At 66.8% G+C, this 20,759-nt stretch carries 18 protein-coding genes and 3 tRNA genes; 13 read left to right on the top strand and 8 right to left on the bottom strand.

Annotation, left to right across the window (positions count from 1 at the left end; genetic code table 11):
* Positions 1–21: 21 nt before the first annotated feature.
* The 4 genes from HMPREF9006_RS02495 to HMPREF9006_RS02480 all read left to right on the top strand — a co-directional run bounded on the left by HMPREF9006_RS02495 (position 22) and on the right by HMPREF9006_RS02480 (position 3,782).
* Positions 22–495, top strand: coding sequence for a peroxiredoxin (locus HMPREF9006_RS02495; protein ID WP_009211959.1), 474 nt, complete (start codon positions 22–24; stop codon positions 493–495).
* Positions 496–567: 72 nt separating this feature from the next.
* The gene (locus tag HMPREF9006_RS02490; RefSeq protein WP_156794380.1) at positions 568–1,191 is read left to right on the top strand and encodes a hypothetical protein; all 624 of its coding nucleotides are present in this window, start codon (positions 568–570) and stop codon (positions 1,189–1,191) included.
* Positions 1,192–1,320: 129 nt separating this feature from the next.
* The gene (locus HMPREF9006_RS02485; RefSeq protein ID WP_009211957.1) at positions 1,321–2,106 is read left to right on the top strand and encodes an ABC transporter ATP-binding protein; all 786 of its coding nucleotides are present in this window, start codon (positions 1,321–1,323) and stop codon (positions 2,104–2,106) included.
* Positions 2,091–3,782 carry a hypothetical protein gene (locus tag HMPREF9006_RS02480; RefSeq protein ID WP_009211956.1) on the top strand — a complete coding sequence of 564 codons (1,692 nt, stop codon included), beginning with the start codon at positions 2,091–2,093 and terminating at the stop codon, positions 3,780–3,782. The genes HMPREF9006_RS02485 and HMPREF9006_RS02480 overlap by 16 nt, the downstream gene beginning before the upstream one ends.
* Positions 3,783–4,384: 602 nt before the next feature.
* Here HMPREF9006_RS02480 and HMPREF9006_RS02475 read toward each other — a convergent pair.
* Both HMPREF9006_RS02475 and HMPREF9006_RS02470 read right to left on the bottom strand, forming a co-directional pair.
* Positions 4,385–4,457: transfer RNA gene (locus HMPREF9006_RS02475), tRNA-Lys, on the bottom strand.
* Positions 4,458–4,489: 32 nt separating this feature from the next.
* Positions 4,490–4,562 (bottom strand) — tRNA-Lys (locus HMPREF9006_RS02470).
* A gap of 142 nt (positions 4,563–4,704) precedes the next feature.
* Between HMPREF9006_RS02470 and HMPREF9006_RS02465 the strand changes: the two genes are divergently transcribed.
* Entirely contained in the window at positions 4,705–5,373 is a 669-nt protein-coding gene (locus HMPREF9006_RS02465) for a metal-dependent transcriptional regulator (protein ID WP_009211955.1), read from the top strand.
* Between the two features lie 90 nt (positions 5,374–5,463).
* Here the strand turns inward: HMPREF9006_RS02465 and HMPREF9006_RS02460 are convergent, their stop codons facing one another.
* On the bottom strand, positions 5,464–5,910 hold the full coding sequence (locus HMPREF9006_RS02460) for an HIT family protein (protein WP_009211954.1): 447 nt from the start codon (positions 5,908–5,910) through the stop codon (positions 5,464–5,466).
* Positions 5,911–6,031: 121 nt separating this feature from the next.
* Here HMPREF9006_RS02460 and HMPREF9006_RS02455 point away from each other — a divergent pair, with 121 nt between their 5' ends.
* On the top strand, positions 6,032–8,962 hold the full coding sequence (locus HMPREF9006_RS02455) for a leucine--tRNA ligase (protein ID WP_009211953.1): 2,931 nt from the start codon (positions 6,032–6,034) through the stop codon (positions 8,960–8,962).
* A 6-nt stretch (positions 8,963–8,968) separates the two neighbouring features.
* On the top strand, positions 8,969–10,006 hold the full coding sequence (locus tag HMPREF9006_RS02450) for an Fpg/Nei family DNA glycosylase (RefSeq protein ID WP_009211952.1): 1,038 nt from the start codon (positions 8,969–8,971) through the stop codon (positions 10,004–10,006).
* 46 nt (positions 10,007–10,052) lie between these two features.
* Here the strand turns inward: HMPREF9006_RS02450 and HMPREF9006_RS02445 are convergent, their stop codons facing one another.
* The 4 genes from HMPREF9006_RS02445 to HMPREF9006_RS02430 all read right to left on the bottom strand — a co-directional run bounded on the left by HMPREF9006_RS02445 (position 10,053) and on the right by HMPREF9006_RS02430 (position 13,017).
* Entirely contained in the window at positions 10,053–10,544 is a 492-nt protein-coding gene (locus tag HMPREF9006_RS02445; RefSeq protein ID WP_034230888.1) for a GNAT family N-acetyltransferase, read from the bottom strand.
* A gap of 113 nt (positions 10,545–10,657) precedes the next feature.
* Positions 10,658–11,302, bottom strand: a complete 645-nt coding sequence (gene cysE, locus HMPREF9006_RS02440; RefSeq protein ID WP_034231978.1) for a serine O-acetyltransferase — start codon at positions 11,300–11,302, stop codon at positions 10,658–10,660.
* Positions 11,303–11,390: 88 nt separating this feature from the next.
* The gene (gene cysK, locus HMPREF9006_RS02435) at positions 11,391–12,323 is read right to left on the bottom strand and encodes a cysteine synthase A (protein WP_009211949.1); all 933 of its coding nucleotides are present in this window, start codon (positions 12,321–12,323) and stop codon (positions 11,391–11,393) included.
* Between the two features lie 37 nt (positions 12,324–12,360).
* The gene (locus HMPREF9006_RS02430) at positions 12,361–13,017 is read right to left on the bottom strand and encodes a YigZ family protein (protein WP_009211948.1); all 657 of its coding nucleotides are present in this window, start codon (positions 13,015–13,017) and stop codon (positions 12,361–12,363) included.
* A 176-nt stretch (positions 13,018–13,193) separates the two neighbouring features.
* Between HMPREF9006_RS02430 and rpmF the strand changes: the two genes are divergently transcribed.
* The 6 genes from rpmF to HMPREF9006_RS02400 all read left to right on the top strand — a co-directional run bounded on the left by rpmF (position 13,194) and on the right by HMPREF9006_RS02400 (position 19,383).
* Positions 13,194–13,364 (top strand): 50S ribosomal protein L32, encoded by a 171-nt coding sequence (rpmF, locus tag HMPREF9006_RS02425; RefSeq protein ID WP_003792889.1) that lies wholly within the window; start codon positions 13,194–13,196, stop codon positions 13,362–13,364.
* Positions 13,365–13,494: 130 nt separating this feature from the next.
* The gene (locus HMPREF9006_RS02420; protein ID WP_009211947.1) at positions 13,495–14,766 is read left to right on the top strand and encodes a cation:proton antiporter; all 1,272 of its coding nucleotides are present in this window, start codon (positions 13,495–13,497) and stop codon (positions 14,764–14,766) included.
* 36 nt (positions 14,767–14,802) lie between these two features.
* A tRNA-Arg gene (locus tag HMPREF9006_RS02415) sits at positions 14,803–14,878 on the top strand.
* Positions 14,879–15,142: 264 nt separating this feature from the next.
* Positions 15,143–16,126 (top strand): methylenetetrahydrofolate reductase, encoded by a 984-nt coding sequence (locus HMPREF9006_RS02410; RefSeq protein WP_034231975.1) that lies wholly within the window; start codon positions 15,143–15,145, stop codon positions 16,124–16,126.
* A gap of 76 nt (positions 16,127–16,202) precedes the next feature.
* A complete protein-coding gene (gene metE, locus HMPREF9006_RS02405; protein WP_009211945.1) occupies positions 16,203–18,524 on the top strand; it encodes a 5-methyltetrahydropteroyltriglutamate--homocysteine S-methyltransferase in 2,322 nt (773 codons plus the stop codon).
* Between the two features lie 430 nt (positions 18,525–18,954).
* Complete coding sequence (locus tag HMPREF9006_RS02400; protein ID WP_009211944.1) at positions 18,955–19,383, top strand: winged helix-turn-helix domain-containing protein; 429 nt, start codon at positions 18,955–18,957, stop codon at positions 19,381–19,383.
* Between the two features lie 18 nt (positions 19,384–19,401).
* Here the strand turns inward: HMPREF9006_RS02400 and ilvA are convergent, their stop codons facing one another.
* Positions 19,402–20,688, bottom strand: coding sequence for a threonine ammonia-lyase IlvA (ilvA, locus tag HMPREF9006_RS02395; RefSeq protein WP_009211943.1), 1,287 nt, complete (start codon positions 20,686–20,688; stop codon positions 19,402–19,404).
* Positions 20,689–20,759: the final 71 nt, after the last annotated feature.

Raw genomic sequence — 20,759 nt, 5'->3', positions numbered from 1 at the left:
TCGCGCCGATAGACTGAGGCCATGAGCGCTTTGGAAATTGGCTGCAAGGCCCCCGAGTTCACCGCCGAGACCACTCAGGGAATCCTGTCCCTGTCGGATCTCCTCGCCGCTTCGTCGCGCGGCGTCGTCGTCTACTTCTACCCGAAGGCATCCACGCCCGGCTGCACCAAGGAGGCCTGCGACTTCCGCGACTCCCTGGCCTCCCTGCAGGGCGCGGGCTACTCGGTCATCGGCGTGTCCGCAGACTCGATGGCCGCATTGGAGCGCTTCAGCGAGAAGCAATCCCTGACCTTCCCCCTGGCCTCCGACCCCGAGCATCACGTTCTCGAGGCCTACGGCGCGTGGGGTGACAAGAAGAACTACGGTCGCACCTACGTGGGCATCATCCGCTCGACCATCGTCGTGACACCCGATGGGCGGGTGGCCCTGGCCCAGTACAACGTGAAGGCCACTGGGCACGTCGCCCGCCTGCGCAAGGCACTGGGACTCGACTGAGAGATTTGCTTCCTGAGTAATTGCAGCGTATGATTGTCGAGCAATTCATAGCGTCCCGTCAATGGAGAACTCATGGGAGCAACATCGCCGGAATCGTATCGGAGCAACTTAGGGCATCTTGCTGGAGGAAACCGTCAGGGGGTGTATCCCAGTCCGGCGCCGCGCCTCGTGTCTGTTGGGCAGATGTATGTTCCTGAATCGGAGTTGCATGAGTCGCGTCAGCGCGATGCTCAATCGATGTTCCAGAACGATACGACGGGTGTCGAGTCCTACATGCGCGGTGCGCAATACGAACGGAAGAAGAACTGGAAGCTTGGCTTTGGGATGTTGATGTTTGGGCTAGTCATTGGGCTCATCGTATCGCTTGCGGTAACGGCGTCAATTGTCTACTTCAATAAGATTCGTGTGAAGAGCTTCGCGCAGGCGGTGAAGTCGTGCAACGCCGAATACTATTCGACGGTAGCCGTGGATGGCTCCAGCCTCGAGATGCACACGGCCGGGACCAAACACCCGGGCATGAGCGTCACGACGATGCAATGTGTTTTCGATGAACTTCATGTTCCTGCCGCAGCGCGACAGCGAATGGCCTCGACCCGCGCGCTTGACGGCACTCAAGAGGAAACATGGGGATCGTATCGTGCGACATGGAACTATCATCCCGAGAACGGACTGCACGTTGTCGTCAGTGTCCGCTAGGCCCTGTGTTCCAGTCGGATCGTGCCGCGTTACTCGCGGGGGCATGGCCCGGAGCGTGAACGGTGCGTGAGTGACAAGGGGAAAGCACGTAAGATTGGAGCGAATTTCAATCAGTGAAGGAGTAACCCCGTGTCCGAACCGCTATCCGCCGCACCCGTCGGCGATGATATCGCCCTGGCGATCCGAGGACTCGTCAAGATCTACGGCAACCTCGTCGCGGTTGCCGACCTCTCGCTCGACATTCCGACCGGTTCCTTCTACGGGATCGTCGGCCCCAACGGTGCTGGCAAGACAACGACGCTGACGATGGCCACGGGCCTGCTCACCCCCGACCGCGGCACCGCGCTCGTGCACGGGGTTGACGTGTGGCAAGAAACCGATCGTGCGCGAGGCCTCCTCGGCGTCATGCCGGATGGGATGAGGCTCCTCGACCGCCTCTCCGGCCCGGACTTTCTGGTCCACGTCGCGATGCTTCGCGGCCTCGACACCGACACCGCCCGCGAGCGCTCCCAGGAGCTGCTCACCGCCCTCGACCTCGCCGAGGCCGGAAAGAAGCTCATCGCCGACTACTCGGCAGGCATGACAAAGAAGATTGCCCTGGCAGGCGCGCTCATTCACTCACCCAGGGTCCTCGTCCTCGACGAACCCTTCGAGGCCGTCGACCCCGTGTCCGCGGCCAACATCCGCCAGATCCTCATGGACTACACCAAGCGCGGCGGAACAGTCATTCTTTCCTCCCACGTGATGGCCACCGTTCAACAGCTGTGCAGCCACGTGGCAATCATCGACAAGGGACGGGTCCTCGTGGCGGGCACGACCGACGAAGTCGCGCAGGGCGGAGACCTCGGTGAGCGCTTCACCTCCCTGGTCGGCGGCGTCCACGCGGAGGAGGGCCTGTCGTGGTTGGGCAACTGATCCGCCTGAAGTTTCAGATCATTTGGAACACGATCCGGCGCCAGACCGCCATCCTGGTGCTGTCGATCATCGGGGCGCTCTACATGGCTTTCGTGGGAGCGAGCATCTACGTGGGACTCGCGTTCCTCGCCCGTTCCGAGGAGGCCGCCCGGGTGGCGCCTCTCTTTGCCTTTGCGGGCCCCCTCGTCATGGCTGCGTGGCTCGTGTTCCCCATCCTGTTCTCCTCCATGGATAACTCGGTGGACCCGGTGCGCTTGGCTCCTTTCGTTGGGCCGAGCAAACGCCTTGCCACAGCCCTAGCGGCTGCGACTGCCATCGGCCCGGGCGGCATCTTCTCAGCCGTGATACTCGGCCTGCCGACGTGGTTCGCCCTGTGGCGTGCTCAGTGGCTTGAGGCGATCGGCTGGCTGATTGCCTCCGTCGTGTCCCTCGGCATCGCGGTCCTGTGGGCGCGCGCCGTCGGAACCTGGTTCGCGGTCCGGCTCAACACCTCCGGAAAAAAGGACCTGATCACGCTCCTCGGCGTCACCGTTTTCATGGTGATCCTCACACCGATGGGATATTGGGTGAGCGTCCTGAGCCGGAACTTCTCGGTTGATGCCTTCAGGGCCGGTGTCGAAGTGGCGCTGTGGACCCCCTTCGGTGCCCCCTTCGGGGTCGTCGCCTCCCTCGTCGAGGGAGCGTGGCTGGCGGCCGCTGTTCGCGCGGCGATCAGTGTGCTCACCGCCTACGTGGGATGGCGCGCGTGGGTCAAGGTCTTGGGGCCGGTCATGAGCGGATATGCGAATACGGTGTCGGCTGACGCTCAGCGTGCAATCGACGAGGGGCGCCACCTCATCGACGACTCCGTTGAGGTGGCCGAACGTAGTGAGCGCGTCGCGCAAGCCCGCTCCGCGGGACTGCGCAGCGTCGACTGGTTTACTCGCCTCGGCCTCGGTCCTCGCAGCGCATCCCTTGCTGCGCGTACCCTGCGGTACTGGATCGTCGATCCGCGCCTGAACATGAGCTGTGTCCTCGCGGTGATCTTCCCGATCCTTGCGATCCTCATGGGACGCATCGATGTGGGAGGACAAACCGTGATGTTCACTGGAGTGTTCCTGTACCTGGTGCCGATCACGATGGGCCTGTCCACCGGAGCGCTCATGCAGTACGACTCGACGGGTGCGTGGATCGTCATCTCCTCGGGCATGAGTGGGCGCGAGGAACGCCGGGGGCGCCTCATCGGCTCCCTCCCGGCGCTTCTTCCGCAGGTTGTCGGATACCTGATTCACGATGTTGCCGTGGGGGCGAGCGCCCAGGACTTCGTCTACCACCAGGTGATGGGTGTCATTTTCTTCGCCGGAGCGGCTGCCACGACTCTCATTGTCAATGCTCGCTGGGTCTACCCGGTTCAGCCTCCCGGCACCTCGCCGCTGGGCGCGAAGGGCACGGGGTCCTTCCTGATGACCATGCTGCTGCAGCTCGTTGGTTTCGCGGGCACGGCCCTTCTTCAGGCGCCCTCGTACGTGCTCTTGGCGCTGGCGGCCTTTGGCGTCGTGCCCGCCTGGGTGGCGTTCGTCGTCGCCATCGCGTGGTCCGTCGTTGTCCTCGAGGCGGGCGTTCGCATCGGAGGGCGCGTGTGGGACCGGTACGCCGTGGCGGCGTTGACGACGATTCGCAGCTGGCCCGGGCACTGATCGGGTTCCCGTCGTTGCACCGGGGCCGGGCTCGTCCACTGGGGGCGCCCGGCCCCGGCTGTCTCTGACAGAAGCATGGATGTCGTTCTCCCGCGTGCCATCGCGAGCACACACTCGGTGAATTGAGCGCCGCTTTGTGCATCGATTGAGACATCGACAAAAGGCGAAGGAGGGAAGCAGCGATGGCGCAACGTGTCATGCCCGCCTGTGCGTGGCCTGATGGAGGGACGATGTCGTTGAGTGAGTCGGATGCGTGTTGCGAGGGGACGGCACGAGGTCACCGCGACATGTCGTTGCCCGTGGCCATGCACCTGGTGCCGTTTCGCGTCAGGGTGAACGTCGCGACGGATGCCGTACGGTGACGCTCTGAGCGGCGGTGCTGGTGGAGAGTGCGCGCACTGTTCGACGCTGAACGACGCGGATAGGTTGTTCTCATGCGGATAGCTTGTTCGCTTGCGGATAGGCTACGAGGCTATCCGCGTGGTCATAACCTATCCGCGTATTCGTAACCTATCCGCGAGACGGGCGAATGCCGCCGGGCGCGAGAGCGTGCGCCACGGGTACGAAAAACCGGCGGTCACTGGGCCGCCGGCTAATCGCTGTGCGTCATGGGGGACTTGAACCCTCAACCCGCTGATTAAGAGTCAGCTGCTCTGCCAATTGAGCTAATGACGCGGAACTTTCACCGGCGCGAGCCGGGAAAGCTGTGCGTCATGGGGGACTTGAACCCTCAACCCGCTGATTAAGAGTCAGCTGCTCTGCCAATTGAGCTAATGACGCGGGGGTTTTGCAACCGAGAGACAAATATACATGCGAGGCAGTGTGGTCGCAAGTCAGCCGACTTGGCCGTGTCCTATGTCGCACGCGGCAGGGCGACGGACGCCACCCCATACAATGGACCACGAAACGAAAGGGGAGGGCAGTGTCGCAAGTATCGAGCATCTATTCCACGGTCGCAGAGGACATCCTTAAGCTCGTGTGGTCGGCGGAGGAGGCCGGACGCGACGGGGTTAAGCCCAAGGACATTGCCGACCACATGCGAGTGGTTCCCTCGACCGCAACCGAGAACGTTCAACGCCTCGCGCGCCAGGGCCTCGTCGTGCACGAACGCTACGGGCGTGTCCGGCTGACCGATGAGGGGCGCGCCATCGCCCTGGGCATGGTTCGACGCCACCGACTCCTGGAGACCTACCTTCACGAGGAGCTCGGTTTCTCCTGGGACGAGGTGCACGAGGAGGCGGAGATCCTCGAGCACGCCATCTCGCAGCGACTCCTGGATCGCCTGGACCGGGTGCTTGGCTATCCGAGGCGAGACCCGCACGGGGATCCGATCCCACGTCCCGACGGGTCGAGCGAGGCGGTACCCGGCGTCCCGGTGGCGGACGCTCCGCTTGGTAAGCACGCGACCGTTGAGCGCCTACCGGACCGCGACGCGGGCGCCCTGCGCGCCTGGGAGCGCGGCGGCTTGATCCCCGGGGCGCGGATTGTGATTGTCGGGCGAGCGGACGCGGGGGTCACGGTCGCCCTCGCCGATGGACGGAGCGTGCTCCTTGACCCCACCCAAGCCTCGGAGGTCATCGTCCGCGACTAGCGCATTGCCGCGTCGGTGTCCGAGCGGCCGTCACGGGAGGTTGCGCGCGGCCTCGTCCTCGTCGTCCGTCGCCCCGCCGTCCGGGCGTTCTCACCCCAGCGCGGCGGAACTCATCGAGGGCGGCACGTGTGCGCCGTGCCCGGCGGCGAGCAACGCGCCTCGCAGGGCGCTCATCGCGGAGTCGAGTTCCTCCTCGGACGCTGGGGCAGCCTTCGACAGCAGCACGTCCGTCTCGTCGCGCGCCGCGATGACGTGCAGGTGCGTGTGTGGAACGTCGAAGCCTGCGATGACGAGCCCGACGCGAGGGACCCCGAAGGCGGCCTTCTGGGCGATGCCGATCGTGCGTGCCACCGTCATCAGATGGGCGGCGACATCGGAGGGAGCGTCGGTCCACGCCTCGTAGGGGCGGCGCGGAACGACGAGCACGTGGCCGGGGGATGTCGGCTCGATCGTCGCGAAGGCGACGCACAGGTCGTCAGCCCACACGAAGCGTCCCGGCCACACGCCCGACATGATGTTCTCAAAGACTGTACTCATGCGACTATTGTCACCCATGGGCGCGCTCTTTTGCCGGTGGGCGCGCGGCGGCTCGCGCGACGGTGAACTACCCTTGTGGGGAGTATTGATACGCGACCCATCCAAGCAGAGGAACGCACAGATGAGCGACAATCCGCAAGGTGCCCCGGCGCAGCGCTACACCGCCCAGCTCGCCGGCCAGATTGAGACGAAGTGGCAGGACCGCTGGGAGGAACTGGGAACCTTCCACGCCGATAACCCGGTCGGCTCCCTCGCGGGCCCCCTGGCCTCGCGCGACCCCTACTTCATTCTCGACATGTTCCCCTACCCCTCGGGCAAGGGGCTGCACGTGGGGCACCCGCTCGGCTACATCGCGACCGACACGCTCGCGCGCTTCCGGCGCATGAGAGGCGACAACGTCCTGTACACGATGGGCTACGACGCATTTGGACTCCCGGCCGAGCAATACGCCGTTCAGACCGGCCAGCATCCCGCCGTCACCACCAACCAGAACATCGCGAACATGCGTCGTCAGCTGCGCCGCATGGGACTCTCGCACGACTCCCGGCGCTCGTTGGCCACGACCGACATCGAGTACGTCCACTGGACCCAGTGGATCTTCCTCCAGATCTTTAACTCCTGGTTCGATCCCTCCGCCACTGCCCCCGACGGCTCGATCGGTGCGGCGCGCCCCATTGACGAGCTGATCGCCAAGCTGGAGTCGGGGCAGGTGCGCCCCGCCGATGGGAGCGACTACGCGACACTGGGCCGCGCCGAGCGGGCCAAGGTCGTTGACTCCTTCCGCCTCGCGTACGTGTCCGAGGCGCCCGTCAACTGGTGCCCCGGCCTGGGCACGGTCCTGGCCAACGAGGAAGTCACCGCGGACGGGCGATCCGAGCGCGGCAACTACCCGGTGTTTAAGCGCAACCTGCGCCAGTGGATGATGCGCATCACCGCATACGGCAAGCGCCTCGCCGACGACCTCGAGACCATTGACTGGCCGGAGAAGGTACGCACCATGCAGCGCAACTGGATCGGTCGCTCCGAGGGTGCCACCGTCCGTTTCGACGTTCCGGGAGCCCGTGAGGTCGGTGCCTCTCACGCCAGCCTCGACGTCTACACGACGCGCCCCGACACGCTTTTTGGCGCAACCTTCATGGTTGTTGCACCCGAACATCCGATCCTTGGAGGAACGGTCGGCGGGGACGACGGGGACGAGGCGGCGCTTACCCTGCCCGAGGCCTGGCCCGACGGAACCAAGGACGCGTGGACGGGCGGCGCCCCCACTCCTCGCGTGGCCGTGAGCGCCTACCGCGCCCAGGCCGCGGCGAAGACCGAGGCCGAGCGCGTCGACGAGGAACGCACGAAGACCGGCGTGTTCACCGGCCTGTTCGGCATCAACCCCGTCAATGGACGCCGGGTGCCGATCTTCGTTGCCGACTACGTCCTGTGGGGCTACGGCACGGGCGCTATCATGGCGGTTCCCGCCCACGACGACCGCGACTGGGAGTTCGCCCGCGCCTACGACCTGGACGTCGTGCGCACCATCGGGCCGGCCGACGACCCCTACGGGCCCGACCTGAACGAGGGCGCGTATACCGGCGACGGCGTGGCCGTGGACTCGGCGAACGATGAGATCGACCTGAACGGACTGGCCAAGGACGAGGCGAAGGCCGCCATGACCGCCTGGCTGACCGAGAAGGGCCTGGGCCACCGCACTGTCACGTACCGGCTGCGCGACTGGCTGTTTAGCCGTCAGCGCTACTGGGGCGAACCCTTCCCGATCGTGTGGGACGAGGACGGCGTCGCACACGCGCTGCCCGAGGAGATGCTTCCCGTCCAGCTTCCCGAGGTGTCCGACTACAGTCCGCGCACCTTCGAGGCAGACGACGTGGCCTCCGAACCCGAGGCGCCCCTGGGGCGGGCCGAGGAGTGGGTGAACGTCACCCTCGACCTGGGCGACGGGCCCAGGCGATACCGCCGGGAGACCAACACGATGCCCCAGTGGGCGGGGTCGTGCTGGTACGAGATGCGCTACACGGATCCCACGAACGCGGATCGTTTCGCAGGCGAGGAGAACCTGGCGTACTGGATGGGTCCGCGCGATGGCAAGGCCAGCGGCGGCACCGACATGTACGTGGGCGGCGTCGAACACGCGGTCCTCCACCTGCTCTACGCGCGTTTCTGGCAGAAGGTCCTCTTTGACCTGGGGCACGTTCCGGACTCCGAGCCTTACCACAAGCTGTTCAACCAGGGGTACGTCCAGGCCTACGCCTACACGGATGCGCGCGGCCAGTACGTGCCCGCCGACGAGGTGGAGGGCGACGAAGCGTCGGGCTTTACCTACCGCGGTGAGCCCGTTGCCCGCGAGTACGGCAAGATGGGCAAGTCCCTGAAGAACATCGTCACTCCCGACGAGATGTACGACGCCTACGGCGCCGATGTCTTCCGCGTGTACGAGATGAGCATGGGGCCCCTCGACCTGTCGCGCCCGTGGGACACCCGGGCCGTGGTGGGCTCCCAACGTTTCCTGCAGCGGCTGTGGCGCAACGCGGTTGATGAAGAGACGGGCGAGGCCACCGTCACGGAGGACCCCGTCGACGAGGCCACGCGACGCCTGGTCGCCCGAACGATCGCCGAGGTCACCGAGGAGTACGAGAACCTGCGCATCAACACTGCCCTGTCCAAGCTCATCGTGCTCAACAATCACCTGACGGGACTGGACGCCGTGCCGCGGGGCGCGATCGAGCCGCTGATCCTCATGCTCGCCCCCGTCGCCCCCCACATCTGCGAGGAGCTGTGGAGCAGGCTCGGTCACCCGGAATCCCTGGCTCGCGAGCCCTTCCCCGTGGTCGAGGACGCCTCGCTGCTGGTCGAAGACACGGTCACGGCGGTCATCCAGGTCAACGGCAAGGTCAAGGCGCGCATCGAGGTCTCACCCTCGGTCACGCCCGACGACCTGACGGCCGCGGCGCTGGCCGAGGCGCCCATCGTCAAGGCGCTGGGCGGTTCCGACCCCCTCAAGGTCATCGTGCGCGCGCCGAAGCTCGTCAACGTCGTCGTCAAGAAGTGAGGACGCATGCCTGAAGGCGATGCCGTACGTCGCCTAGCCGGAACCCTCGACGAGCTTTTCGTCGGGGGAACCGTCTCGGCCTCTTCCCCGCAGGGGCGTTTCGCGTCCTCGGCCTCCCTCCTCGACGGGTGGGTGATACAGCGAGTGCGGGTGCACGGAAAGCACATGTTCATCGGCTTCGTCGCGCCGCAGCCCGGTCGCACCTACGAGGCAGGGGTGGAACTCTTGGAGGGAGCAGCCGCCGGGAGCGGCGAACCCATCCTGGGTGAGGACGCCCCCTGGCCCAACCACTGGGTGCATATTCACCTGGGGCTGTACGGGTGGTGGCGCTTCAACGGCGACGAGACGGTCGTCGATGAGGGGCACGGGGTCGCCCACCGCATTCCCAATGTCGCGCCCGGGCAGTGGAATGGGCACTCCGAGACCCGGTGGGGCGAGGGATTCGGCGAGGCCAAGGCCGGGGAGTGGCAACCGCCGGAGCCGGTCGGCGCCGTGCGCCTGCGCCTTGCCAACGACCACGCGGTCGCAGACCTGGTGGGACCCAACCGGTGCGAGCTGATCAGCGACGAGGAACGCCGCGCCGCCGAGGCCAAGCTTGGCCCGGATCCGCTCGACGCGGGGGCCCGCTCCGATGCGCAGGCCGCGGAGCGTTTCGCCCAGGTGGCGCACGCCAAGCGGCGCTCGATCGGCGAGATCGTCATGGATCAGTCCATCATCGCCGGGGTGGGCAACATCTATCGCGCGGACGCGCTATTCCTGGCGGGAATTTCGCCCTACCGCAAGGGGGCCAATGTCTCGCTCAAGCGCCTGCGCGACCTGTGGGTCCTCATCTGCGACCTCATGAATCGGGGGCTCGCGGCGGGACGGCTTGACACGATGGATCCCGACGAGGCTCCGAACCCGCCCATTGAGGGCGACGAGGAGGCTTCGCGCTGGTACGTCTACCATCGGACGGGCAGGGCGTGCCTGCGCTGCGGGACGCCGATTCGCGAGGCGCTCATGCAGAATCGCCGTCTCTTCTGGTGCCCGTCCTGCCAGCGCTGAGCGCGGGAAGGCGCCCGCGGCGGGGCGCCGACCCCTCGGACATTGGCTAGGCGATCTCCTCGAAGCCCAGCACCGAGTAGAGCTCGTTCGCCCCGCCGTGGCGTGAGTCGAGCCGTAGGGCAAGGCTGCCGAAGCCCCACGAGGCGCAGCGGCCGGCGACCTCAGCGACGAGCGCCGTGGCGATGCCGCGCCTACGGTAGTCGGGAGCAACGATCAAGTCGACCACGAAGGGATCGTCCGGCGCATCGTCCCACGGGGATTCTCGCACGACGAGGATCGCTCCGACGAGAGTTCCCCCGTCCCACGCGCCCACGAAGGAATCTTCCGTGGTCGCGCCGAAGGCTCCTTCGAAGGTCAGGCGAAGCTCCTCGGAGGTCTCCAGGAGGGCCTCGGGGGTGACGTCGTCGCCGTAGGCCTCGAGGGTGAGCACCGCGAGAGCGGGAATGTCGAAAGTCGTGAGCGTGGCGATCTCAATACCCTGGGGGCGAGTCGCCGCCGACAACGCATTCAGTGGGGCATGTAGAGTTCGAGCTTCCATAAACCAACTATAGGTGAGGGCGCTCACTTTGTCACGGCTCGTCGCGTCGGGTGGCGCGCGAGGCACCCACGAGGCGGTCGGGAGGTGGGCGTCGCCGAACCGAGGGGGCCGACTCAGATGTAGAGCGCGGGCTCGTCGAAGAAGTAGTTGGGATCCACGATGAGGTCGCGGTCGCGCGTGTCCTTCTCGGGTTTGGGAAGCAGGCGCGCCGGAACGCCGATGGCGACGTTGCCGCAGGGAACGTCCTTGACGACGACGGCGTTGGCACCGATCTTGACTCCGGTTCCCACGGTGATGGGACCCAGGACCTTCGCGCCGGCACCAATCATGACATGGTCGCCCACGGTGGGGTGACGCTTGCCCGGCGTCATCGCCACCCCGCCGAGCGTAACACCGTGGAAGATGACGACGTCGTTCCCGACCTCGGCGGTCTGACCGATGACGACTCCCGTTGCGTGATCGATGAAGACGCGCCTGCCGATGCGTGCCTCCGGATGGATGTCGACGCCCGTGACTGCGCGGGCAGCGGAGGAGAGAAAGCGGGCGGGCGTGCGGGCTCCGCGCTGCCACAGGGCATGGGAGACCCGGTGGGTCCACAGGGCGTGAACGCCGGGATAGGTCAGGGCGATCTCCAGAGAGGATGTTGCCGCGGGGTCGCGCCGTCGCGCCGTGATGAGGTCTTCTCGAAACAGACCGAGCGCCTTGGTAGGAAGCGCTCGAGAGAGCGTGCGCGACAGGGCGCGTACGGTAAGTGCCACGGGGTCCTCCTGCGGGATCGACTGGTGTGCGAAACGCTCGGGTGGCTTCGAGTATTCCATCGAAAGCCACCCGAGCCGTCGCGAGTACTCAGTCCTCCAGACCGGCGAAAAGCGCGGTCGACAGGTAGCGCTCACCCGTGTCGGGTAGGAGCGTCACGATCTTCTTTCCGGCAAACTCGGGGCGAGCCGCCACTGCCGCCACGCCGGCGAGCGCCGCTCCGGAGGAGATTCCCACAAGGAGTCCCTCCTCGGCGGCCGCGCGGCGAGCGAACTCCAGGGCGCTCGCCGTCTCGACGGAGATGACCTCGTCAACGACCGAGGAGTCGAAGGTCTCGGGCACAAAGTTGGGCATGAGTCCCTGAATGCCGTGGGGGCCGGGGTTGCCGCCGGTGAGGAGGGGGGACTCGGCGGGCTGAACCGCGATGACACGCACGTTCGGGTTCTTGCCCTTGAGGACCTTTGCCACGCCCGAAATCGTTCCGCCCGTTCCCACGCCGGCCACGAAAACGTCGACCTGACCGTCAGTGTCCGCCCAAATCTCCTCGCCCGTGTGCGCGACGTGTGCCGCGGGGTTCGCGGGGTTCGTGAACTGGGAGGCGATGATCGCGCCGGGTCGCTCGGAGGCGATGCGCTCGGCTTCGGCAACGGCCGCGGATACGCCGCCCTTGGGGTCGGTGAGGACGAGTTCGGCGCCGAAGGCGCGCACGATCGCTCGGCGCTCCACCGACATGGAGGCGGGCATGACGATCACGACCTTGTAGCCGCGCGCCGCGCCGACCATGGACAGGGCGATACCGGTGTTGCCCGACGTCGCCTCGACGATGGTGCCGCCGGGGCCGAGGGCTCCCGCCGCCTCAGCGGCATCGATGATCGAGCGGGCGATGCGGTCCTTGACGGAGGAAGCCGGGTTGAAAGACTCAACCTTGGCGACCACGTCGACGCCTTCACCGACGACGTGGTTGATCCTAACGAGGGGGGTGGCGCCGATCAGATCGGCGACGGTGGAGGCAATACGTGCCATGTGAAGTCCTTCCAGAGGCGTTCGTGCATCACGATTGTCATACCGCGCTTGGGGGCGCGTCTAGTTCAACCCGGCGCGTTTCCACGTAGCGAAACTTTGCGACACCCGCCGACGCTTGGGCGAGGCAGGCGTCGAAGCTCTCGCGGCGCTTCGGCTCGATCGCGATCGTGAGGCTCACCTGGGATGCCCACACGGTATCGAGCACGGTGGCGCCCTTGGCGCGCAGCTCCCCCTCGATGCGTCCGGCGTCGGAGGGATCCAGGTCGGTTCGTAGCACACAGCGCTCGGCGAGGTAGGCGATGCGGGCGGCGGCCACCGCCTCGGACACGGAGGTCGAATAGGCGCGCACGAGGCCGCCCCCGCCCAGGAGGATCCCGCCGAAGTAGCGCGTCACAACCGCCGTCGCGTTCCAGGTGTTGGAGGCGCGCAGGGCCTCCAACATCGGCGTGCCCGCCGTGCCCGATGGCTCGCCGTCGTCGGAAGAATGCTGCAGGGGAGCGGCGTCCTGTGGGTCAATGAGGTAGGCCGAGCAGTTGTGACGTGCCTGCGGGTGATCTGCCTTGACCTCGTCAATGAGGGCGCGAGCCGCCTCGGGCGTATCCGTCCTGGCTAGCGTCGTGATGAAACGGGAGCGTTTGATCTCGATCTCGTTGGTCAGGAGGGTGCCGGCGGCGAGCGTGCGAAGAACGGCCATGCGCCCAGTCTAGGTGAGGCCAACTCCGCGCGGTCTGTAACCAGGATCGCAGGCACGCGACCAGGCGCGGTGTGCTCGCGGCTATCGACCGTGGTAGTCTGGTCGGGTTGTCGCCGTGCGCTCGCGTGGCGCACCGAATCAGAAAAGTCGTCGAGAAAGAAGAGGAGCGGTAAGACATGGCAGTTCCCAAGCGCAAGATGTCCCGTGCGAACACCCGCACCCGCCGGTCTACCTGGAAGGCTGATCTTACCGAGCTGAACACCGTCAAGGTTGCCGGCCGTGAGATCCGCGTGCCCCGCCGCCTGGCCAAGGCCTACAAGAATGGCCTCCTGGACGTCGAGGGCTGACCTCGCTTCCACACACGGGCCCGGGACAGCAGTCCCGGGCCTTTGCCATGCCTCTCATCTCTGAGTGCGCGGCGAAGGCCCCTCCGGTCGTCGGCGCGCGCCTGAATCCAGCACCCGAAGAGGAACGCACATGAGCCTGCCACCGTCTCTGCCCGCCGCAAGCGGGGGAGTGGGCCACGGCCTCGTCGCGACGTCGGCAACGAGTGGCACCGAGGGAGCCATCGTCTCCCTCTTCCTGATCGCCGCAGCTGCGGCCATCGCCCCACTGCTGTCCTCGCTCACGCGCAAGCGCGTGCCCGACGTCGTCTGGCTGCTTATCCTTGGCGTCATTATCGGGCCGAACGTTCTGGGACTCGCATCCCTGACCGAGCCAATCTCCGTGTTCCGCGAGGTCGGCATGGGCATGCTCTTCCTCATCGCGGGCACCGAGATCGATGTCGAAGAGGTGCGCGGCCGGGCGGGCAGGCGCTCGCTGCTCACGTGGCTCGTGTGCTTCGGTATCGGCATGGCCGTCTCCTGGGCGGCGGTGGCCGCGTCGGGTACGACGGGGGTCGCCACCGCGACGTACATTGCCCTGGCCATCGCGCTGACCTCGACGGCGCTGGGCACGCTGCTGCCCATCCTCATGGAGGCCGGCGTCATGGGGACGACGATCGGCAAGGCCGTCCTCGTCCACGGCGCGGTCGGCGAGCTCGCGCCCATCATCGCCATGTCGCTGCTATTGTCGGCGCGTAGCCCCTGGGCCGCGGCGATCGTTCTGCTGGTATTCGCGCTTGCCGCGCTCCTTGCGGTCGCTATCCCGACGCGCTTCATCCTCAGGCATCCTGCGATCGGGCGGACGATCCTGCACGGGGCGCAGACCTCGCAAAAGACGCTCATGCGCGTCGTCATGGTGGTCCTCACCGGCCTCATGGCGCTGTCCGCGGTCATGGAACTGGACATGGTACTTGGTGCATTTGCGGCCGGCATCATTGTGCGCGCGCTGGCACCCGGCAACTTCACGATGGTCGAGGGCGAGCTGCGCACCCTCGGCTTCTCCTTCCTCATCCCGCTGTTTTTCGTCACCTCGGGTATGACCATCTCACTGAGCGCGGTCGCGGGCTACCCCTTCCTGCTCGTCGCCTTCGTCGGCGCGATCCTCGTGGTGCGCGGCGTGCCCATCGTTCTTCTGGAACGCTTCCACGGGTCGATCGAGCGCGTCGGCTGGACGGATGCCACACGCATCGGCCTGTATGGTGCGACCGGCCTGCCGATCATCGTTGCCGTCACCGAGCTGGGCGTATCGACGGGTGTCCTGCCTTCGTGGTTCGCCTCCCTGCTCGTCGTCGCGGGCGCGATGTCCGTGCTGCTCTTCCCGCTGCTCGCCTTCCTGCTGGGGCGTGCTGGTGGAAAGGCGCGCTAACCTCCGCTAGTCTTACAGACGGCGCGTAAGCGCCACGCCTCCGTAGCTCAATGGATAGAGCAAGGGCCTTCTAATCCCGAGGTTGCAGGTTCGAGTCCTGTCGGGGGCGCCACCTGTTTCCACGCGCCCGTCTCGCTTCTGAGACGGGCGCTGTCACAAACTCCCGTTACATGGACCCCTCCTGCGCCACCCGCGCGAAGGCGGACATACTGGGGCCATGAACGCACGAACGAACACCGCCCGTCGCATGTGCGGGTCGATTCGTGCCCGAATGCGAGCCTGACACCGACGTTCGCCATTGGCCAGGTCCCCGATGCAGCCTCAAGCACACGACGACGCCACCGTCGCATCGGCGCCACAATCCGAGAGTTCCCCCGTGCCCTACACAGACGACACCTACGCGTGCCCCTGCACCCACGATCACGAACCCACCCTTCTCTCCTTCGAGGTGATGCCCCCGCGCAAGCCCTCGCTGGAAGCCCCCTTCTGGAAGACCGTCGATTCCCTGCTCGGCGTGCGGCCCGACTTCATGTCCGTCACCTACGGGGCGGGTGGAAAAGACCGGTCGAATGCGCGCTCGACCGTCCACCGTCTCGTCGCAGACACCCCGATTCAACCCATCGCCCACCTGACCTGCGTCGGTAACTCCACCGACGAGGTCGTTTCCGCCGTCTACGACTACCTCGACTCGGGCGTGCGCACCTTCCTCGCCCTGCGCGGAGACCCGCCGGCGGGGGAGAACAGCTGGGAGCCCGGTCCCGGCGGCGTCGGCAGCGCAACGGAGCTCATCCACCTGATCCGAACCGTCGAGAAGCGCCGCTGTGACGCACACCCGGGCGAAGCCCTGCGCTCAGCCTTCAAGCCCCTCACCATCGCCGTGGCAGCGTTCCCGGCGGGAAACCCGGCGGCGGGAACGACGCCCGCACAGGAAGTGGAACGCCTCCTCGTCAAACAGGCTGCGGGCGCATCCTTCGCCATCACCCAACTCTTCTGGGATCCGGACGTCTACGCATCCTTCGTGGAGCGCGCCCGCCGGGCGGGAGTCACCCTGCCGATCGTACCCGGCATCCTGCCCGCCACCGACCCGGCCCGCCTACGTAGAGTCCAGGACCTCACGGGCATCGAGGTCCCCGAGCACATCCTCGCCGCCCTTTCCGACCGCAGTGACCAGGAGGCCCGGTACGCCTTCGGTGCCGCGTTTGGCTCCCGCCTCTTCCACGACGTTATCGACGCGGGAGCTCCCGGCGTCCACCTCTACACCTTCAACCAGGCCAGGCCCGTCCTCGACATCCTCGCCCTCGTGGGAGTGGGGGCCGACCCCGATCGGTTCCCGGCCTCGCCTTCCGATACCCGCGCCTGAGCAATCGACCACCCCGCGGCACGGAGCGGGCCAGCCCCGCGCATGCCGAATGAGTAGCACCCCCTAGGAGAACACTATGTCTGCTGCCCCCGCGCAGTTTCCCACCGCCACGATCCTGGCCTACCCGCGTATCGGCCGCGAGCGTCAGCTCAAGCGTGCCCTCGAGGCGCGCTGGGCCGGACGCATCACCGATGCCGAGCTGACCCAGGCCGCCGACGAGCTGCGTCGGGAGAACCTGGCACGCCTGGTCGAGCTCGGTCTGGGCGCGACGGACGCCTCGCTGGCCGACGCACCCTCCCTCTACGACCACGTCCTGGACGCGACCATTCTCCTGGGCGCGATCCCGCCGCGCTTCGCAGGACGGAAAGGTCTCGACCTTTACTTCGCGCTCGCGCGCGGCGACGACCAGGTGGGTCCCGAAGAGATGACGAAGTGGTTCGACACGAACTACCACTACCTGGTCCCCGAGATTGGCCCCGACACCCCGCTGCACTTCGCGGACGACACTCTCACCCGTCGATTCGTGACCGCCCGTGAATGGGGATACGTGACCCGTCCCGTCGTGGTTGGGCCGGTCACCTACCTTGCGCTGGCCAAGGCGGACCCTGCCACCCCCGATTTCGATCCGCTCTCGCGCATCGACGAGGCCGTGGCCGCGTACGCGCAGGCGCTGGCCTCCCTGCACGCCGCGGGAGCCCCGTGGGTCCAGCTTGACGAGCCGGCCCTGACATCGGACAACCTGTCGCGTCCCCGCGCCGAGCTGGCCGAGCTGGCGGCGCGCGTCTACGAACGCCTGGCGGCCCAGCAGGATCGACCCCAGATCCTGCTCACGACCCCCTACGGCGACGCCTCCGACGCGATCGGCGCGTGTGCCGCCACCGGCGTGGAGGCCATTCACGTGGACACCCTGCGTGGCTCCCTGCCGCAAGGCGCGGACCTGTCGGGCGTGACCCTGGTCGTGGGCGCGGTTGACGCGCGCTACATCTGGCGGGCCGACCTGGCCGCCCTGCGTGCCACCCTGGCGCGCGCGCAGCAGCTTGGGGCTGCGCGGGTCAGCGTCGCCACCTCCAACTCCCTGCAGCATGTCCCTCACGACACCGCCCTTGAGACGTGGGACGATCCCACGCTCAACGAGAATCTTCACGCGTGGCTGGCCTTCGCTGACCAGAAGGTCACCGAGGTTGTCACGCTGGCTTCCGGCCTGCGCGAGGGCTGGGACGCTATCGATAGCGAGGTCGCCGAGGCGACGCGCGTCCTCGAGCAGCGGGCCGCCGCCCCCGGAGTGGTGCGCCCCGACGTCCGCGCGCGTACGCAGGCGCTGACCGACGCCGATCGCACGCGCGAACCCTACCTGGAGCGCGAGGCCGCACAGGCCCAGCGCCTGCACCTGCCGCCCCTGCCGACCACGACGATCGGTTCCTTCCCGCAGACAACCGAGATTCGCCGCGCTCGCGCCGCCAACGCGCGCGGGGAACTGAGCGACGCCGACTACGAGGCGCGCATGCGCGAAGAGATCGCCTCCGTCGTGTCTGTCCAGGAGGAACTGGGCCTTGACGTCCTCGTTCACGGCGAGGCCGAGCGCAACGACATGGTCCAGTACTTCGCGGAGCTCCTGGACGGCTTTGCCGCCACGCGCAACGGCTGGGTCCAGTCCTACGGATCGCGATGCACGCGCCCCTCGATCCTGTGGGGCGACGTGTCTCGACCGGCTCCCATGACGGTCGGCTGGACCAGCTACGCCCAGTCGCTGACCGACAAACCCGTCAAGGGAATGCTCACCGGTCCCGTCACGATCATCGCCTGGTCCTTCCCGCGCAACGACCTGCCCCTGGCCGAGGTAGCCGACCAGATTGGCTTGGCGCTGCGCGACGAGGTCAGTGACCTCGAGGCCGCGGGAATCGCCGCCATCCAGGTCGACGAACCGGCGCTGCGCGAGCTGCTGCCTCTCGACGCCGACCGGCACGCCGACTATCTGGCCTGGTCCGTGGGTTCCTTCCGCCTGGCGACCTCCTCGGTGCGCCCCGATACCCAGATCCACACCCACCTGTGCTACTCCGAGTTTGGCCAGATCATCGACGCCATCAAGGCCCTGGATGCCGATGTCACGTCGATTGAAGCGGCGCGTTCGAAGATGGAGGTCGTGCCCGAGCTTGCGGACGCTGGCTTCGACCACGGGATCGGCCCCGGCGTCTGGGATATCCACGCTCCCCGCGTTCCCGGTGTCGAGGAGCTGGCCGAGCTGATTGGCCTGGCCGCCGACGCGGTGCCCGTCTCGCGCCTGTGGGTCAATCCGGACTGCGGCCTGAAGACCCGTGGCTATGAGGAAACGAAGGCGTCGCTGGACAACCTTGTCTCCGCTACTCGGCAAGTGCGTGCCCAGCGCGGCCTGGAGAGCTGACACATCCAGGCGCTCGGTGAGGGGTGGGGCCATCGGTCCCACCCCTGACCTTTGTCCGGCGCCGACGGCACCTACTGGGGTCGGCTGGTCGAGTGCAGGGGGCAGTGGGGACGGACCAGGCGAGGAAAGGACGCGGTTGGCGGGGCAGAAGAGCAAACCGGCAGGCGGCACTGGCACGCGCGGACCGCGCCACCCCGACGGACCACCTCCGTTACCTCGTCTCATTCTGTGGGCGCGGTGTTGCCGGGCATTCATGCCTCCGACAAACTAGTGGCATGACGACTTTCGCGAACCCCATGTGCTGCCCCACCGGCGGCATGATGTCGCGAATGTGTATGTGATTGACGCCCCAACTTTCCTGTCAATCACCGCCGCAGTGATATGCCCACAGTGACCGTGGGAGTGCGGCCCCGAAGAATCGGATACACCCATGACCCTCGTCAACACTCCCGCCACCTCCGCCGCCTCGACGGACGCTCCGACCTCCTACGAAGACTTCCTTGACGTTCTGGCCGGGCTGCGACTCACCTCCTCGCGCATCGACATCGACCTCGACCGTGGACAGGTCACCCTTGACGGACGGGACGCCGGCCTGTCCGCCAAGGAACACGACCTCCTCGCCCACCTGGCCGCCAACGCAGACCGTGCGGTGACGCGCGCCGAACTCTTTGCCTCCGTGTGGGCGCAGGCCGACTTGGGAGCCGACTCCCGCACCGTCGATGCTCACGTCCGTCGCTTGCGCAAGAAGCTCGCCGCCGCCCCCGATCTGATCTCCACGGTCCGCGGAGAAGGCTACCGCTTCAACTCCACCCCGGCCGTGCGCGTGCGCCTCACCCGGCCCGTCGCACTGGCCGCCTAAGCACAGCGGGCGAACACCTCAGATCACGAGCCGCGTGATCTCGGAGTCGAGCGGGAGTTCCTCCACGTGCAGGGGAGAGGACTCCATGCGGCGACGCAGCCCATCAATGTCATCGGGGGTGGACAGGTCGATACCCACCAGTGCGGGCCCGAGCTCGCGGTTGTTTTTCTTCGTGTACTCGAAGTGAACGATATCGTCGGCGGGGCCGAGCACATCCTCCAGGAAGATGCGCAGCATGCCCGGCTGCTGCGGGAATGTCACGAGGAAGTAGTGGCGCAACCCCTCGTGGCGCAGCGAGCGCTCCATGACCTCCGCGTAGCGCGTCAGGTCGTTGTTTCCGCCCGAGACGACGCACACGATCGCCCCATCGGCGCGCCCCAGCAGGGCCTTGCGATCCGCGGGATCGGTCAAGAATACGTGAGCCGCCGTCGATGCCAGCGCGCCCGCAGGCTCGGCGATCACACCGTCGGACTGGTAGAGCTCCAGCATTTCGGTACACACGGCACCCTCGGGGACGACCAGGACGGAATCGACAAACTGGGCGGCGATACGGAAGGGAAGAGCTCCGGCCCGTCCCACTGCCGTCCCGTCGACGAAGGGGTCAACCTTCGCCAGGGAGATGGGCTCACCCGCCTCGAGAGCGGCGTGCATGGAAGCCGCTCCGGCCGGCTCGACGCCGATGATTTTCACCTCCGGGCGGTGAGCTCGCAGCCAGGTAGACACTCCCGCCACGAGACCTCCGCCCCCGACCGGAACGAGGACGGCGCACGTGTCGGCGGGCATCTGCGACTCCAATTCGACGCCAATCGTTCCCTGCCCGGCAATCGTGAAGGGATCATCGTAAGGATGAACATAGGTGCGTCCCGTTGCCCGCGCGGCCTCCTGTGCGAGGGCGTTGGCGCGATCGAACGTTCCATCCACGATGACCTGCTCGACCCACTGCCCGCCGATCGCCGCGATCCTGCGGCGCTTTTGGCGTGGCGTGTTGGACGGAAGATAGATCGTGCCGCGCACCCCCAGGTGGGCGCAGGCGTAGGCCAGTCCCTGAGCGTGGTTGCCGGCCGAGGCGCACACGACGCCGCGCTCACGCTCGGTGGGGGAAAGGATCGACATACGAGCGTAGGCGCCACGAACCTTGAAGGAACGGCACTTTTGCTGGTCCTCACGTTTGAGCAAAATATCCACGCCCGCCTCACTCGAGAGGCGCTCGGAGCGCTCCAGGTTCGTGCGCACGGCAACCCCCTCCAGGGCGGTGGCGGCCTGACGAATATCCGTGGGCGTGGTCACGTGAGAACGAGTGGGCATGGGTGCTCCTTCCAGTACCCCTCCAGTGTAGTAGTGGCCACGCCCCCCAGCGCACCACCCGACCGTATGGC

The organism is Actinomyces sp. oral taxon 180 str. F0310 (assembly GCF_000185285.1).
Classification (GTDB): Bacteria; Actinomycetota; Actinomycetes; order Actinomycetales; family Actinomycetaceae; genus Pauljensenia.
Note: the sequence above shows the minus strand (reverse complement) of the source record. Positions and strands in the feature narration are given on the sequence as shown.